We start from the raw sequence: 13,487 nt of genomic DNA on the forward strand, positions 1-13,487 counted from the left end.
GACGGATCAGGCGGAGTGGTCGAGGCGGTCGAACAGCAGCTGGAGGGCGCCGGTCCCGGGGTGCCGCACCGGGGTGGCCCGGACGCCGAACACCTCGGCCAGCAGGGCGGGTCGGAGCACCTCGTGGGGCGGGCCGGAGGCGACGATCCGGCCGGCCCGCAGCACGTACAGCAGGTCGCAGTGGCCCGCCGCGAGGTTGAGGTCGTGCAGTGCGGTGAGCACCGTCGGCCCGGCCTCGCGGGCGAGGGCCAGCACCTCCAACTGGTGGGCGATGTCGAGGTGGTTGGTGGGTTCGTCCAGCACCAGCAGGCGCGGCTCCTGGACCAGCGCGCGGGCGAACAGCACCCGCTGCTTCTCGCCCCCGGACAGGCTCAGGAAGCCCCGGTCGGCGAGGTGTCCGGCGCGCACCTTGCGCAGCGCCTCGGCGCAGCGCTGCGCGTCCCCCGCGGCCGGGCCGCCGAAGCCGCGGCGGTGCGGCAGCCGGCCCATGGCGACCACCTCGGCGACGGTGAAGTCGAACTCGGCGGAGTGCTCCTGGGTCAGCGCGGCCACCCGGCGGGCGCTCTCCCGGGCGGTGAGGGCGTGCAGGTCGTCCCCGGCCAGCCGGACCACGCCGCCGGTCGGCTCCAGCACCCGGTAGACGCAGCGCAGCAGGGTCGACTTGCCGCTGCCGTTCGGGCCGATCAGGCCGACCACCTGCCCGGCGGCGGCCGCCAGGCTCACCTCGTGGACCAGCCGGGTGCCGGCCAGTTCCACCGAGACGGCGTCGACGGCGAGGTCCTGGGCCCGCGTCGGCCCGGTCCCGGCCGCCGCCTCGATCACGTCGGTCACCGGTTGCCTCCGAAGGCCTGGCCGCGGCGGCGCATCATCACGAGGAAGGCGGGCACGCCGAGGACCGCGGTGAACACCCCGACGGGCAGTTCGGCGGGCGCCAGCAGGGTGCGCGAGGCGATGTCCACCCAGACCAGCAGCAGCGCCCCGGCGAGCGGCGCGACCACCAGCACCCGGCGGTGCCCGGCGCCGACCAGCATCCGCGACAGGTGCGGCATCAGCAGCCCGACGAAGCCGATCGCCCCGCTGACGGCGACCACGGTGCCGGTGACGGCGGCGGTCACCACGAACAGCTCGCGGCGCAGCCGGTCCGGGTCCACGCCGAGCGAGGCGGAGGTCTCGTCGCCCATCGCGAGCGCGTCCAGCCGCCCGGCGGCGCCGGTCAGGTAGGCGAGGCCGGCCAGCACCGTGGCGGCGGCGACCGGCACCTTGCCCCAGGTGGCGCCGCCGAGGCTGCCGAGCAGCCACATCATGGCGTCCCGGGCGGCTTCGCCGCGGTCGGCGGCGAAGACCATCAGGGTGGTGGTGGCCGAGAAGCCGTAGGACAGGGCGGTGCCGGTGAGCACCAGGCGCAGCGGGGTGAGCCCGTACGCGGTGCGGGCGGCGAGGTAGACCAGCGTCATGGCGGCCAGGGCGGAGCCGAAGGCGGACGCGGAGACGGCCCACACCCCGAGCGAGGCGAAGGCCCCGAACAGCAGGACGGCGTTGGCGCCGACGGCCGCGCCGGAGGAGACGCCGAGCACGAAGGGGTCGGCCAGCGCGTTGCGCACCAGCGCCTGGACGGCGACCCCGCACGCGGCCAGCCCGGCGCCGACGACGGCGGCCAGCACGGTGCGCGGCAGCCGGATCTCCCAGACGATCGCGTACGCGGCCGCCTCGCCCGCGTCCAGCCGACCGCCCGTCAGCCCGGCGCCCAGCAGTCGCAGCACCCGGGGCAGGCCGAGGCCGGAGGAGCCCAGCGCGACTCCGCAGACCAGCGAGAGCAGCAGCGCGACGGCGAGGCCGGCGGCGAGCGGGGCGACGGGTGTGCGCCGGGCGGGCGGGCCGGCTGCACGGTCTGCGGGTGCGCGGTTCACGGGGACGCCTTGCCTCGGGCCGCGGGTGCGCCGGGGCGGGCGCGGGCCGCAGGTGTGCCGGGGCGCCGTTCCCCTCGCAGTCCGCGGCGAGTTGTCGGGAGGTCAGCGGCCGAGGGCGATCGGGCTGGCGCGGTCGTACGGGCTGGTACGGGCCGCGCTCACCGTTGCGGGTCAGCGCCGGATTCACACCGGACTTCCCCCTCGGACGCCCTGGCAGCATAACAGCCACTCAGGGCAGGCAACCCTTACCGGGGGTGGGGCCGGGCGGTGAACGCACGACCGCCCCCGTCCGGCTGCGCGGACGGGGGCGGTCGGGTGGCGACGCGTCAGGCTCAGGCCTGCTTGGTCTCCCAGAAGATCTTGTCGACCTCGGCGATCAGGTCCAGCAGGGCCTGGCCGGTGGCCGGGTCGGTGGACGCCTTGGCGGCCGAGGCGGCCTTCAGGGTGTCGTTGATCAGCTGGTGCAGCTGCGGGTACTTCTCGAAGTGCGGGGCCTTGAAGTAGTCGCTCCACAGCACCGAGATGTGGTGCTTGACGGCCTCGGCGCGCTGCTCCTTGATGATGATGGCGCGGGCGCGGAAGTGCGGGTCCTCGTTGGCCTGGTACTTCTCCTGGGTGGCCTTGACCGACTCGGCCTCGAGCTTGGCCTGCGCCGGGTCGTACACGCCGCAGGGCAGGTCGCAGTGGGCGTGGGCGGTGGCGCGCGGTGCAAACAGACGAGAGAACATGGGAGTCCTTCCTTAGATCGTCTTCCCGCGCCCGAGATTACCCCGCCGTCCTCGCGGTTTCGCGGTCGGGCGGCGGGCCTAGGGCAAAAGACGGACCCGGAACCGGGGTAATCCGGACATCGGGCCGGTGACGGTCCGTACGGCAGACTGGGGGCGGGCGGAGCGGGAGGAGGAGTCGTGGCGCGGAGCACGCGACCGGAGGGCGCCGGAGCCGGCGGACGGGACCGGGGCGGCGCGCTGCCGTTCGGACTGGTCGACGTGGCCGGGCCGTCGATGGTCCCGACCCTGCGCGAGGGCGACCAGCTGCTGGTCCGCTACGGCGCGCCGATCCGGCCGGGGGCGGTGGTGCTCTTCCGGCACCCCTTCCAGCAGGACCTGCTGGTGGTGAAACGGGCCGCCGAGCGCCGGTCCAAGGGCTGGTGGCTGCTCTCCGACAACCGTCCGGTGGACAGCGACAGCCGCAGCTACGGCGCCGTCCCGGACGAACTGGTGCTCGGCCGGGTGCTGCTGCGGCTGCGGCCGAGCCCGGCCTGGCTGGCGCCGGGGCGCCGGCTGGAGCGGCTGCTGCTCACCCCGCGGCTGGCCCGGGTGCCGGGCCTGGCCCGCCGGCTGGGCGCCTGGGTGGACGGGGTCTAGGACCTACTCGCGGGCCGCCGCCTCCGCCTCCTGGCGCTTGCGGGCCCGGTAGGCGGCCACGTTGGCGCGGGTCGCGCAGCGGTCCGAGCAGTAGCGGCGGGAGCGGTTGGTCGAGGTGTCCAGGTAGGCGTTGCGGCAGGGCGCGGCCTGGCAGATGCCGAGCCGGTCGGCGCCCAGCTCGGTCAGGTGGACGGCCAGGCCCATGCAGGCGACCGCGCTGAAGTGCGCGGTGGCGGTCGGCGAGTTGTCGGCCAGGTGCAGGTGCCAGCGCGGCCGTCCGGCGTCGTCCAGGTAGTCGTGCCCGGAGATCAGCGGGCTGACCGGGTACTCCATGAGCAGGCTGTTCAGCAGGTCGACGCCGCGGATCTCGTCGCCGTCGGCGGCGGCCTCGAAGACCCCGCGCAGCCGGGTCCGCACCGCCCGCAGCCGGGGCAGGTCGGACTCGTCGGCGAGGGCGGCGGCCCGCGAGGAGTCGGAGAACAGGGCGCGCACCGCCTCCACGGAGGTCAGCGCGTCGGTGCCGCGCTCGGGCTCCTCGGTGTTCACCAGCCGGACGGCGAGGTCGGCGTAGGCGGCGAGCTCCACAGGGGTCCTTCCAGAATTCGGTAACGGGCTGACTGCCTCCAGCCTATTACCCGGTGGCGATTCCAGCCTATTACCCGGGCGCGGAAAGGGACGGCGCCCGGCAGGACGGGTCTGCCGGGCGCCGTGGTACGGGCTTCAGAGCACCTTGGACAGGAAGGCCCTGGTGCGCTCGTGCCGGGGGTCGGTGAGCACCTCGCGGGGGTTGCCGGACTCGACCACCACACCGCCGTCCATGAACACCAGCGCGTCGCCGACCTCGCGGGCGAAGCCCATCTCGTGGGTGACGACCACCATGGTCATGCCCTCCTCGGCGAGGCCGCGCATGACGTCGAGGACGTCGCCGACCAGCTCCGGGTCGAGCGCCGAGGTGGGCTCGTCGAAGAGCATCAGCTTGGGCTTCATGGCCAGCGCGCGGGCGATCGCCACGCGCTGCTGCTGGCCGCCGGAGAGCTGCGAGGGGTAGTTCTTCGCCTTGTCGGCGAGGCCGACCCGCTGCAGCAGGGCCATGCCGCGCTCGCGGGCCTCGGCCTTGCTCTCGCCCTTGACCTGGACCGGCGCCTCCATGACGTTCTCGATGGCGGTCATGTGCGGGAACAGGTTGAAGCGCTGGAAGACCATGCCGATGTCGCGCCGCTTGAGGGCGACCTCGCGGTCCTTGAGCTCGTGCAGCCGGTCGCCCTTCTGGCGGTAGCCGACCAGCTCGCCGTCCACCCAGAGGCGGCCGCCGTTGATCTTCTCCAGGTGGTTGATGCACCGCAGGAAGGTCGACTTGCCGGAGCCCGAGGGGCCGATCAGGCAGAACACCTCGCCCTGCTTGACCTCCAGGTCGATGCCCTTGAGCACCTCGACCAGGCCGTAGGACTTGTGCACGTTCTCGGCGCGCACCATGGGCTCGGCGGCCGCCGTGGCGCCGGCGGGGGACTTGGTCAGATCGGTCATGCGTGACCACCTCCCTCGAGCCCCGGGACGACGTCGGCGTTCGTCCTGGGGGCGGGCTTCCCGGCGAACAGGCCCCGCAGCCGCTGCAGCGGGGTGGGCGGGAGGGTGCGGTTGGAGCCTCGGGCGTAGTGGCGCTCGATGTAGTACTGGCCGATGGTCAGCACCGAGGTGAAGAACAGGTACCAGAGGCTCACCACGATGAGCAGCGGGATGTTCTGGTAGTTCCGGGAGTAGATGACCTGGCCGGCCCGGAAGATCTCCTCCAGGGAGATCACGGAGACCAGCGAGGTGGTCTTGAGCATCGAGATGGTCTCGTTGCCGGTCGGCGGGATGATCACCCGCATGGCCTGCGGCAGGACGATCCGGCGCATGGTCTGGAACCGGCTCATGCCGAGCGCGTGCGAGGCCTCGCTCTGGCCCTCGTCCACCGACTGGATGCCGCCGCGGACGATCTCCGCCATGTAGGCGGCCTCGTTGAGGCCGAGGCCCAGCAGCGCGGCGACGAAGGTCGGGATCAGCACGTTGGTCTGCTCGGACCAGAACTCCGGCCCCCACGGGACGCCGATCGACAGCTTGGCCCAGATCAGGCCGAGGAAGTTCCAGAACACCAGCTGCACCAGCACCGGGGTGCCGCGGAAGATCCAGATGTAGACCCACGCGACGCCGGCCAGCAGCGGGTTCGGGGACAGGCGCATCACCGCGAGGACGATGCCGCCGACCACACCCATGAGCATGGCGAGCACGGTCAGTTCCAGCGTCACCAGCAGGCCGTGCATGATGCTGTCGTGGAACAGGTACTTCCCGACGATGTCCCACTTGAAGGCGGGGTTGGTGAAGAGGGCGCTCAGCAGCATCGCCGCGAGCAGGGCGATGACGACGGCGCCCGCCCAGCGTCCGGGGTGGCGGACGGGGACGGCCTTGATGGTCTCAGGCCGCCCCTTCTGCGCCGTCCCCTTGTCCAAAGAGTTCACGGTGTGGCCTCGGGGGAGAAGATGAAGCGTACGAGGGTCAGCTGACGGCGCCGTTGACGGCCGACTTTTCGATCGCGCCGGCCTCGACACCCCACTTGGTGAGGATCTGCTTGTAGGTGCCGTCGTCGATCAGCGACTGGACGGCGCCCTGGACGGCCGGGGTGAGCTTGGAGCCCTTGGCCAGGGCGACCCCGTAGGGGGCGGTGCCGTAGGTCTCGCCGACCTTCTCCAGCTGGCCGCCGGACTGCTTGATCGCGTAGTCGACGACCTGGGAGTCGGCCATCAGGGCCTGGTCGCGCCCGGAGACCACGGCGTTGGTGACGTCCGTCTGGAGGTCGAACTTGTCGCCCCCGTTCTGGACGCCCGGCTTGCCGGCCTTGGCGCAGTCCGGGTCGCGGGTGTCCTTGATCTCGTCGGCCTGGGTGGTGCCGGTCTGGACGGCGACCTTCTTGCCGCAGAGGTCCTTCGGGTCGATCTTCTCCGGGTTGCCCTTCTTCACCGCGACGGCGCTGCCGGAGTTGAAGTAGGTGACCATGTCGACGATCTGCTCGCGCTCCTTGTTGTCCGTGAAGGACGACATGCCGAGCTGGAACTTGTTCGACTGGATGCCGGGGATGATCGCGGTGAAGCCGGAGTCCTGGACCTCGGCCTTCAGCCCGAGCTTGGCGGCGATGGCGTTGGCCAGGTCGACGTCCATGCCGATGACCTTGCCGCTGTCGTCCTTGAACTCGTCCGGCGCGTAGGAGGCGTCCGCGCCGACCACGAGCTTGCCGGCCGCCTTGACGTCGTCCGGGACGAGCGCGGCCAGCTTGGGGTCGGCCTTGACCTCGTTGACGGTGGCGGAGGCGTTGGGGGCACCGCTCTCGCTCTTGCTGCTGCTGCAGCCGGCCAGCACGAGGGAGACGGAGGCGGCGACCACACCGGCTGCGAAGAGCCGGTTGCGCTGCGTACGGGTGGTCATGAGGGGGATCTCCATCCTGGGGGAGAGAGGTCGGGCGGAGCGCGCCGCGGGAGCGGCGCACCGGAACGGCGAGCCGCGCGGCTCGGTACGGGTGCGTGTCGCCGTACGTCGTCGTACGTGCAGGCCGGGTCGTGCAGTGGCCCGGGCGCGGGGGTGAGCCGCCCGGGGTTCTACGAGGTACTGCTTCCGCCACCCTCCGCCGAGGTGGACGTTGACCGAACGACCTCGACCTGTGGCCGGCTCGATCCGAGATGGGGGGAATCCTGCCATCTGATGACGGTCAGATGGCCCTCATCCAGATCAAAATCGGATAACGAGGGGTCGCGCTGTCCGCTATTCGGACTTATCCCGTGCCCCTGTCACTCTGCGCATAAGTATGCAGATCCCTCTGTGCCGGTCCCGGAGGCCCGCCGCCCCGCCGCTCAGATGCCCCCGTTGACCACCGCGTTCTGCGCCGCGCCGGCGTTGACGTTCCACTTGGCCAGGATCTTGTCGTACTCGCCGCTGCGGATCAGCTGGTCGATCGCCTTGGCCAGCGCGTCGCGCAGCTGCTCGTCGTCCTTGCGCAGGGCGATCCCGTACGGGTTGGAGGTGGACTGCCCGCCGGTCACCTCGAAGCGGGCGCCGCCGTCGGTGGTCTTCGCCGCGTAGGCGGCCACCGGGAAGTCGTTCAGCCCGGCCGCGGCCGCGCCGGAGGCGACCTCGGCCAGCGCCTTGGCGTCGGAGTCCAGCTTGTGGGGGGTCAGCGGGCGGCCGGCCCGGGTGCAGACGGCCACCTGGCGGGTGACGACCTCGTCCTGGGTGGTGCCCTGCTGGAGCGCGACGGTCTTGCCGCAGAGGTCGTCCAGGGTCTTGATCCCCTTCGGGTTGCCCTTCGGGACGACGATCGAGGTGCCGGCGATGAAGTAGTCCACGAAGTCCACGCCCGGGCCGGTCTTCTTGCCGGCCTCGTCCAGGGCGTCCCGGCGCTGGCGGGTGTCGCTGAGCGCGGACATCGCCACGTCGTACTGCTTGGCCTGGAGGTTCGGTATCAGCTTGTCGAAGGGGGTGTCGACGAACTCGACCCGCACGTCGAGGATCCGGCCCAGGGCGGCGGCGAGGTCCGGGTCCAGGCCGGTCGGCTTGCCGTCCGGGCCGCGGAACTCCACCGGGGCGTAGTTGACGTCCATGCCGATCCGCAGCGCGCCGGCCGACCGCTGGGCCTTCGGCAGCTTGTCGCGGAGGTCCTTGACCGGGTCGTCCGAGGCGGCCTGCCCGCCGCCGCAGCCGGTCAGCAGCAGGGCTCCGGCGGTGGCCAGGGCGGCGCCGGCCGGGATCGGGCGACGGGCGTGGCGGACGTGAGGCATGAGGGCGACTCCTGTGGGACGGGCGTGCGGCCGCCATGGTGTCGCGCGGGTGTACGCGGCATGGCGGACAAGCGATCCTGCCATCCCGGCCTGCCGGGCCCGGCGGCGGGTGTGTCAGAATTCGTCACCGGGTGACCCCCGAACGCTCGAACCAGACCGACGAGCCCCGACAGGCTCGGGGTGCTCGGGAACGGAAGTCCTCACGCGGCTCCGTATCCGGGGCACCGATTCCCCTTCGATCTGCGTTCACTCCTGTGGGTGCGCGTGCGCTCACGCCGTTGCCGTCGCCGGAGCCCGGTGCTTCCGACGCCGGGCCCTGTGACCCGACAGCGCGGCGATGAACCGTACGTGACGAGGACGAAAAGGCATAGGTGCGATGCCTTTGTCCCACCTACGCTCGGCCCCGAAGCACAACGCGGACAACACAAGACCCCATAAAACCCTCATCCGAGGGCGCCGCCCGACGGCAGCGCCCCGACCCTGACCCCGGGTCCGCTTCGGCGTACCCGGTTTCCGGTTTCCGGCCGGGTCGCCCTGTCCGTCGGCCGCGCGTCCTCGCCAGATCAATGACGAAGAGGTCATCGTGGCAGCGGAGATCATCAGCAGCACCCAGGACACCGACGATCCGGTCGACGCGGTTTTCGCGCTGCACCGCGGCGGCAAGATGGAGATCCGGGCGACCGTCCCGGTGCGCGACGCGGACGACCTGTCCCTCGCCTACACCCCCGGTGTCGCCCGGGTCTGCACGGCCATCGCCGAGCAGCCGGAGCTGGTCAACGACTACACCTGGAAGTCCAACACCGTCGCGGTCGTCACCGACGGCACCGCCGTGCTGGGCCTCGGCGACATCGGCCCGCAGGCCTCGCTGCCCGTCATGGAGGGCAAGGCCATCCTGTTCAAGCAGTTCGGCGGCGTGGACGCGGTGCCGATCGCGCTCGCCTGCACCGGGGTCGACGAGATCGTCGAGACCGTGGTCCGGCTGGCGCCCTCCTTCGGCGGGGTCAACCTGGAGGACATCTCCGCGCCGCGCTGCTTCGAGATCGAGCGCCGGCTCCAGGAGGCCCTGGACATCCCGGTCTTCCACGACGACCAGCACGGCACCGCGATCGTCACCACCGCCGCCCTGTGGAACGCCGCCAAGGTGACCGGCCGTGAGATCGGCTCGCTGCGGGCCGTCATCTCCGGCGCCGGCGCGGCCGGCATCGCCATCGCCAAGATGCTGGTCGCGGCCGGCATCGGCGACGTGGCCGTCTGCGACCGCAAGGGCGTGGTGCACGAGGGCCGCGGCGACCTCACCGACGTCAAGGCCGAGATCGCCGGGCAGACCAACCGCACCGGCCTCAAGGGCTCGCTGGCCGACGCGCTGGCCGGCGCCGACGTGTTCATCGGCGTCTCCGGCGGCACCGTGCCGGAGGAGGTCGTCGCGACCATGGCCGAGGGCGCGTTCGTCTTCGCGATGGCCAACCCCAACCCGGAGATCCACCCCGAGGTCGCGCACAAGTACGCCGCCGTGGTCGCCACCGGCCGCAGCGACTTCCCGAACCAGATCAACAACGTGCTGGCCTTCCCGGGCATCTTCGCGGGCGCCCTGCAGGTCCGCGCCTCCCGGATCACCGAGGGCATGAAGCTGGCCGCCGCCAAGGCGCTGGCCGGCGTCGTGGCCGACGAGCTGACGCCGCAGAAGGTCATCCCTTCGCCGTTCGACGAGCGGGTCGCGCCGGCGGTCACCAAGGCCGTCGCCGAGGCCGCCCGGGCCGAGGGCGTGGCGCGGATCTGACGGTCCGACGGGGGAGCGCGCCGACCACGCGGCCGCTCCCCCGCGCCCCCCGGCTCCCCCGAGCGCCGGCGACGACGCTCGGCAGCGGGTCGCGGCGAGCGGGGACCCGCGGCCGGGACACGCGTCACACCTTGGCGTGGTTCCCGGTTCCGGCCGTCGCGGCTATCGTCCGGGGCATGTTCGCTGCCTACGCCGCACGTATCGACGCCGCCGACCCGCTGAGCGGGCTGGAGCTGGGCGACCTCCCCGAGCCGCAGGCCCGTCCCGGGTGGAGCGTGGTCACGGTCCGGGCCGCCAGCCTCAACCACCACGACCTCTGGTCGCTGCGCGGGGTCGGCCTGCCCGCCGAGAAGCTGCCGATGATCCTCGGCTGCGACGCCGCCGGCGTCGACGAGCACGGCAACGAGGTGGTGCTGCACTCGGTGATCGGCCAGAGCGGCCACGGGGTCGGCCCGGACGAGCCGCGGTCCATCCTGACCGAGCGCTACCAGGGCACCTTCGCCCAGCGGGTCGCGGTGCCCACCTGGAACCTGCTCCCCAAGCCCGCCGAACTGAGCTTCGAGCAGGCCGCCTGCCTGCCCACCGCCTGGCTGACGGCCTACCGGATGCTGTTCACCAACGCCGGGGTCAAGCCCGGTGACACCGTCCTGGTGCAGGGCGCGGGCGGCGGGGTGGTGACGGCGCTGATCGTCCTCGGCAAGGCGGCCGGCCTGCGGGTCTGGGTCACCGGACGGGACGAGGCCAAGCGCGCCCGGGCGGTGGAGCTCGGCGCCGACGCGGCCTTCGAGAGCGGTGCCCGGCTGCCCGAGCGGGTGGACGCGGTGCTGGAGACGGTCGGCGCCGCGACCTGGTCGCACTCGGTGAAGTCGCTGCGCCCGGGCGGCACCATCGTCATCTCCGGGGCCACCTCCGGCGCCAACCCGAGCTCCGTCGAGCTGAACCGGATCTTCTTCCTGGAGCTGAAGGTGGTCGGCTCGACCATGGGCACCAAGGAGGAGCTGGCCGGGCTGCTCGCGTTCTGCGCCAACACCGGCGTCCGGCCGGTGATCGACTCGGTGCTGCCGCTGGCCGAGGCGCGGGACGGCTTCGCCCGGCTCGCCAAGGGCGACGTCTTCGGCAAGATCGTCCTCCAGCCCTGACGCCCCGGCACCCCGGCGCCCCGGCACCGCGGCGCGCTGACGTCCCGGCGAGCTGAGGCCCCGACGCGGTCGCACGCGCGGCGGCCCGGCGCCTCCCCCACGGGGGCGCCGGGCCGTCACCCGCCGGACCGCCGGTTCAGCCGAGCAGCCGCTTCAGCCGCTCGCCCGCGGCGCCCAGCACCGCGCGGGACTCGGCCAGCTTGTCCGCGCTCACCCCGCCGTCCCGGGCCGCGTCGCGGACCTGGTCGCGGAAGCGGTCGAGCAGCCGCTCCAGCTCGCGGGATGGGTCCCCGGCCGGGTCGGTGCGGGCCCAGGACGGCAGGTCGGCCGGGGTGCCGGTCGCGTCCTCGTCCAGGTCGATCCGGGTCACGGTGACCCGCTCGGCGTTCCCGGCGGGCGGCTCCTGCGCGCCGTGGCCCCAGCGGGCCGCGTCGGCCAGCCCGGCCAGGCCCTTGGTCAGCTCGGACAGGCCCTCGGCCAGCCCGGTCGGCCAGTCGCCCTTCGCGGCGTGCTCGCGCACCTGCTGCTCGACCCGGCGCTTGATCCGCAGCGCCTCCTGCTGGGCGGCGGTGCGGGAGGCCTTGGCCTGCTCGCGCAGCCGGCGGGCCTCCGCCTCGGCGGCCTTCGCCTTGGCCTTGGCGGCCTTCTCCTGCTCCCGGGCGCGCTTGGCCTGCTCCTTGGCCTGCTGCTTGAACTGGGCGAACTCCTCCTTGGCGCGCTGCCAGGACTCGTTGTCCCCCCAGGGCCCGGCCCACGGGTCGCCGCCCTCGGCGCGCTCCGGCCGGGGCGCCTGCCGGGCGGCCTGCCACAGCTCCTCGCGCAGGTCCTTGGCGCTGTCCCGGACGTCCTCGCGGATCGCCCCGGCGAGCTGCGCCACGGAGTCGTGGATCTCCACCTCCAGCTCGTCCAACTCGCCCTGCCGGGCTTCGAGTTCGGCGCGCCCGGCGTCGGTCAGCCGGTACACCTTGCGGCCGCCCTCGGTGCTGTGGGTGACCAGGCCCTCCTGCTCCAGCTTGGCCAGCCGGGGGTAGACCGTCCCGGCCGAGGGGGCGTACAGGCCCTGGAACCGCTCCTCCAGCAGCCGGATCACCTCGTAGCCGTGCCGCGGCGCCTCGTCCAGCAGCTTCAGCAGGTACAGGCGGAGCCGGCCGTGGCCGAACACGGGGGTCATCTCAGGCCTCCTTGCTGAGGTTCGGCGTGCCGGGACCGGCCGGGAGCTCCTTGACCACCACCGGGCCCTCCTCCTCCGAGTCGGGGCGGCGCAGCACGGTGACCGCGCCGGAGACGGTGGTGACGTTGAGGCTGCCGCGGCCCTCGCCGAGCCGGCCGGAGATCTTCTTGGCGCCCCAGGTGCTGCTCATCTGCAGCTCCTCGAAGGTGCTGGAGACGTCGCCGCTGGTGGAGCCGGCCTCGACGGTGGCGTCGGCCAGGGACGGGATCCGGACCACGACCGCGCCGCTGACGGTGTTGACCTTGACGTCGGTCTCGCCGGCCACGTCGAGGTCCAGGGTGACGGCGCCGGTGACGGTGTTGGCCTGGATCCGGTCGGCGGTGCCGGCGATCACGGTGAGCTGCCCGGAGACGGTGTTGACCTTCAGCCGGCCGCCGACGGCCTGGGCGTCCACGTCGCCGGTGACGGTGCTCGCCTCGATCCGGCCGGTCACCCCGGCGAGGGTGGTGTCGCCGTTGGCGCTCTGCACCGAGACGTGCCCGTCGACCCCGCTGACGGTGGCGTCGGCGGACACGGTGCCGACCTTGACCTCGACCGCGGCCGGGACGGTGACCGTCACGCCGGCGATCCGCTTGCGCTTGAAGGAGCCGAAGAGGTCCTTCACCGAGCCGACCGACTTCAGCCGGTCGCCGAACTCGCCCCAGCTGTTGATGTCCTTGTAGGTGACCGTCAGGACGCCGTCCACCAGCGTCACGTGCAGGGGCTCGCCGACCAGTTCGGTGACCTCCAGGCGGGCCGGGCCCTCGGCCGCCACCACGTTCACGGTGCCCTCGATGGTCCGCACGTGCAGCGCGCGCACCGGCTCGTCGAAGGTGATCCTCTCGGTGCCCTCGACCGTCCACTGGCTCATCTCTGCCGCCTCCCTCGCCGATCGCGATGTATCGCGTTCTCTTCTGAAGACGATATATCGCGTGCTGGCAGAGTCAAGCGTGCCGGCCCCCGATCCCGACCCCGATCCGTCCCCGAGGTGTCCCCTACGGGGCTGGGCGGGATCCCGTGCCCGGACACGCGCGAGGCCCGGGAGGCGGTTGCCTCCCGGGCCTCGCGACGGCCGTCACCGGGTCACTCGTCGTCCTCGTCGTCGAGCCGCGCCAGCCAGGTGGCCAGCCGCTCGACCGGGACCTCGAAGTCCGGGTTGAGGTCGACGAACGTGCGCAGCTGCTCGGCCAGCCACCCCAGGGTGACCTCCTCCTCGCCGCGCCGGTTCTCCAGCTCCTCGATGCCTCGGTCGGTGAAGTACACGGTTCGCTCCGGTCCGATGGGGATT

The 13,487-nt window shown here is 72.7% G+C and carries 14 protein-coding genes and 1 riboswitch; of the genes, 3 read left to right on the plus strand and 11 right to left on the minus strand.

What is annotated here, in order from left to right; genetic code table 11:
* Nucleotides 1-6 precede the first annotated feature (6 nt).
* From ACZ5GH_RS22820 to sodN, 3 genes are all read right to left on the minus strand, one after another.
* Nucleotides 7-831: an ABC transporter ATP-binding protein gene (locus ACZ5GH_RS22820; protein ID WP_464335133.1), complete on the minus strand. Its 825-nt coding sequence runs from the start codon at nt 829-831 to the stop codon at nt 7-9.
* The gene (locus ACZ5GH_RS22825; RefSeq protein WP_464335134.1) at nt 828-1,907 is read right to left on the minus strand and encodes a FecCD family ABC transporter permease; all 1,080 of its coding nucleotides are present in this window, start codon (nt 1,905-1,907) and stop codon (nt 828-830) included. Before ACZ5GH_RS22825 ends, ACZ5GH_RS22820 begins: the two co-directional genes overlap by 4 nt.
* Before the next feature lie 111 nt (nt 1,908-2,018).
* Nucleotides 2,019-2,149: riboswitch (cobalamin riboswitch) on the minus strand.
* Nucleotides 2,150-2,239: 90 nt separating this feature from the next.
* The gene (sodN, locus tag ACZ5GH_RS22830) at nt 2,240-2,635 is read right to left on the minus strand and encodes a superoxide dismutase, Ni (RefSeq protein WP_045699892.1); all 396 of its coding nucleotides are present in this window, start codon (nt 2,633-2,635) and stop codon (nt 2,240-2,242) included.
* Between the two features lie 273 nt (nt 2,636-2,908).
* Between sodN and sodX the strand changes: the two genes are divergently transcribed.
* The gene (sodX, locus tag ACZ5GH_RS22835; RefSeq protein ID WP_387750598.1) at nt 2,909-3,271 is read left to right on the plus strand and encodes a nickel-type superoxide dismutase maturation protease; all 363 of its coding nucleotides are present in this window, start codon (nt 2,909-2,911) and stop codon (nt 3,269-3,271) included.
* Nucleotides 3,272-3,274: 3 nt separating this feature from the next.
* Here the strand turns inward: sodX and ACZ5GH_RS22840 are convergent, their stop codons facing one another.
* The 5 genes from ACZ5GH_RS22840 to ACZ5GH_RS22860 form a co-directional block, all read right to left on the minus strand.
* The gene (locus ACZ5GH_RS22840) at nt 3,275-3,856 is read right to left on the minus strand and encodes a CGNR zinc finger domain-containing protein (protein WP_387750169.1); all 582 of its coding nucleotides are present in this window, start codon (nt 3,854-3,856) and stop codon (nt 3,275-3,277) included.
* A 135-nt stretch (nt 3,857-3,991) separates the two neighbouring features.
* Entirely contained in the window at nt 3,992-4,795 is an 804-nt protein-coding gene (locus ACZ5GH_RS22845; protein WP_387750171.1) for an amino acid ABC transporter ATP-binding protein, read from the minus strand.
* Nucleotides 4,792-5,766 carry an amino acid ABC transporter permease gene (locus ACZ5GH_RS22850; RefSeq protein WP_387750174.1) on the minus strand — a complete coding sequence of 325 codons (975 nt, stop codon included), beginning with the start codon at nt 5,764-5,766 and terminating at the stop codon, nt 4,792-4,794. Before ACZ5GH_RS22850 ends, ACZ5GH_RS22845 begins: the two co-directional genes overlap by 4 nt.
* Nucleotides 5,767-5,803: 37 nt before the next feature.
* Complete coding sequence (locus ACZ5GH_RS22855; RefSeq protein WP_387750177.1) at nt 5,804-6,727, minus strand: ABC transporter substrate-binding protein; 924 nt, start codon at nt 6,725-6,727, stop codon at nt 5,804-5,806.
* 422 nt (nt 6,728-7,149) lie between these two features.
* Complete coding sequence (locus ACZ5GH_RS22860) at nt 7,150-8,073, minus strand: ABC transporter substrate-binding protein (protein ID WP_387750179.1); 924 nt, start codon at nt 8,071-8,073, stop codon at nt 7,150-7,152.
* A 583-nt stretch (nt 8,074-8,656) separates the two neighbouring features.
* On the opposite strand from ACZ5GH_RS22860, the gene ACZ5GH_RS22865 reads away from it, so the two are divergent.
* Both ACZ5GH_RS22865 and ACZ5GH_RS22870 read left to right on the plus strand, forming a co-directional pair.
* Nucleotides 8,657-9,850, plus strand: a complete 1,194-nt coding sequence (locus ACZ5GH_RS22865; protein WP_387750181.1) for an NAD(P)-dependent malic enzyme — start codon at nt 8,657-8,659, stop codon at nt 9,848-9,850.
* Nucleotides 9,851-10,026: 176 nt separating this feature from the next.
* Nucleotides 10,027-10,989 carry a zinc-binding dehydrogenase gene (locus tag ACZ5GH_RS22870; RefSeq protein WP_464335135.1) on the plus strand — a complete coding sequence of 321 codons (963 nt, stop codon included), beginning with the start codon at nt 10,027-10,029 and terminating at the stop codon, nt 10,987-10,989.
* A 136-nt stretch (nt 10,990-11,125) separates the two neighbouring features.
* On the opposite strand, the gene ACZ5GH_RS22875 is transcribed toward ACZ5GH_RS22870, so the two are convergent.
* The 3 genes from ACZ5GH_RS22875 to ACZ5GH_RS22885 form a co-directional block, all read right to left on the minus strand.
* Complete coding sequence (locus tag ACZ5GH_RS22875) at nt 11,126-12,160, minus strand: helix-turn-helix transcriptional regulator (RefSeq protein WP_387750186.1); 1,035 nt, start codon at nt 12,158-12,160, stop codon at nt 11,126-11,128.
* 1 nt (nt 12,161) lies between these two features.
* Nucleotides 12,162-13,070 (minus strand): DUF4097 family beta strand repeat-containing protein, encoded by a 909-nt coding sequence (locus tag ACZ5GH_RS22880; RefSeq protein ID WP_387750188.1) that lies wholly within the window; start codon nt 13,068-13,070, stop codon nt 12,162-12,164.
* A gap of 212 nt (nt 13,071-13,282) precedes the next feature.
* On the minus strand, nt 13,283-13,462 hold the full coding sequence (locus ACZ5GH_RS22885) for a DUF6104 family protein (protein WP_049649445.1): 180 nt from the start codon (nt 13,460-13,462) through the stop codon (nt 13,283-13,285).
* Nucleotides 13,463-13,487: the final 25 nt, after the last annotated feature.

This window comes from Kitasatospora sp. Xyl93, assembly GCF_055383135.1.

Excerpts from the sequence above, each read along its gene's own strand:
- sodN (WP_045699892.1), bottom strand. The coding sequence starts at position 2,635 with ATGTTCTCTCGTCTGTTTGCACCGCGCGCCACCGCCCACGCCCACTGC.
- sodX (WP_387750598.1), top strand. The coding sequence starts at position 2,909 with ATGGTCCCGACCCTGCGCGAGGGCGACCAGCTGCTGGTCCGCTACGGC.
- ACZ5GH_RS22845 (WP_387750171.1), bottom strand. The coding sequence starts at position 4,795 with ATGACCGATCTGACCAAGTCCCCCGCCGGCGCCACGGCGGCCGCCGAG.
- ACZ5GH_RS22855 (WP_387750177.1), bottom strand. The coding sequence starts at position 6,727 with ATGACCACCCGTACGCAGCGCAACCGGCTCTTCGCAGCCGGTGTGGTC.
- ACZ5GH_RS22860 (WP_387750179.1), bottom strand. The coding sequence starts at position 8,073 with ATGCCTCACGTCCGCCACGCCCGTCGCCCGATCCCGGCCGGCGCCGCC.
- ACZ5GH_RS22870 (WP_464335135.1), top strand. The coding sequence starts at position 10,027 with ATGTTCGCTGCCTACGCCGCACGTATCGACGCCGCCGACCCGCTGAGC.
- ACZ5GH_RS22875 (WP_387750186.1), bottom strand. The coding sequence starts at position 12,160 with ATGACCCCCGTGTTCGGCCACGGCCGGCTCCGCCTGTACCTGCTGAAG.
- ACZ5GH_RS22880 (WP_387750188.1), bottom strand. The coding sequence starts at position 13,070 with ATGAGCCAGTGGACGGTCGAGGGCACCGAGAGGATCACCTTCGACGAG.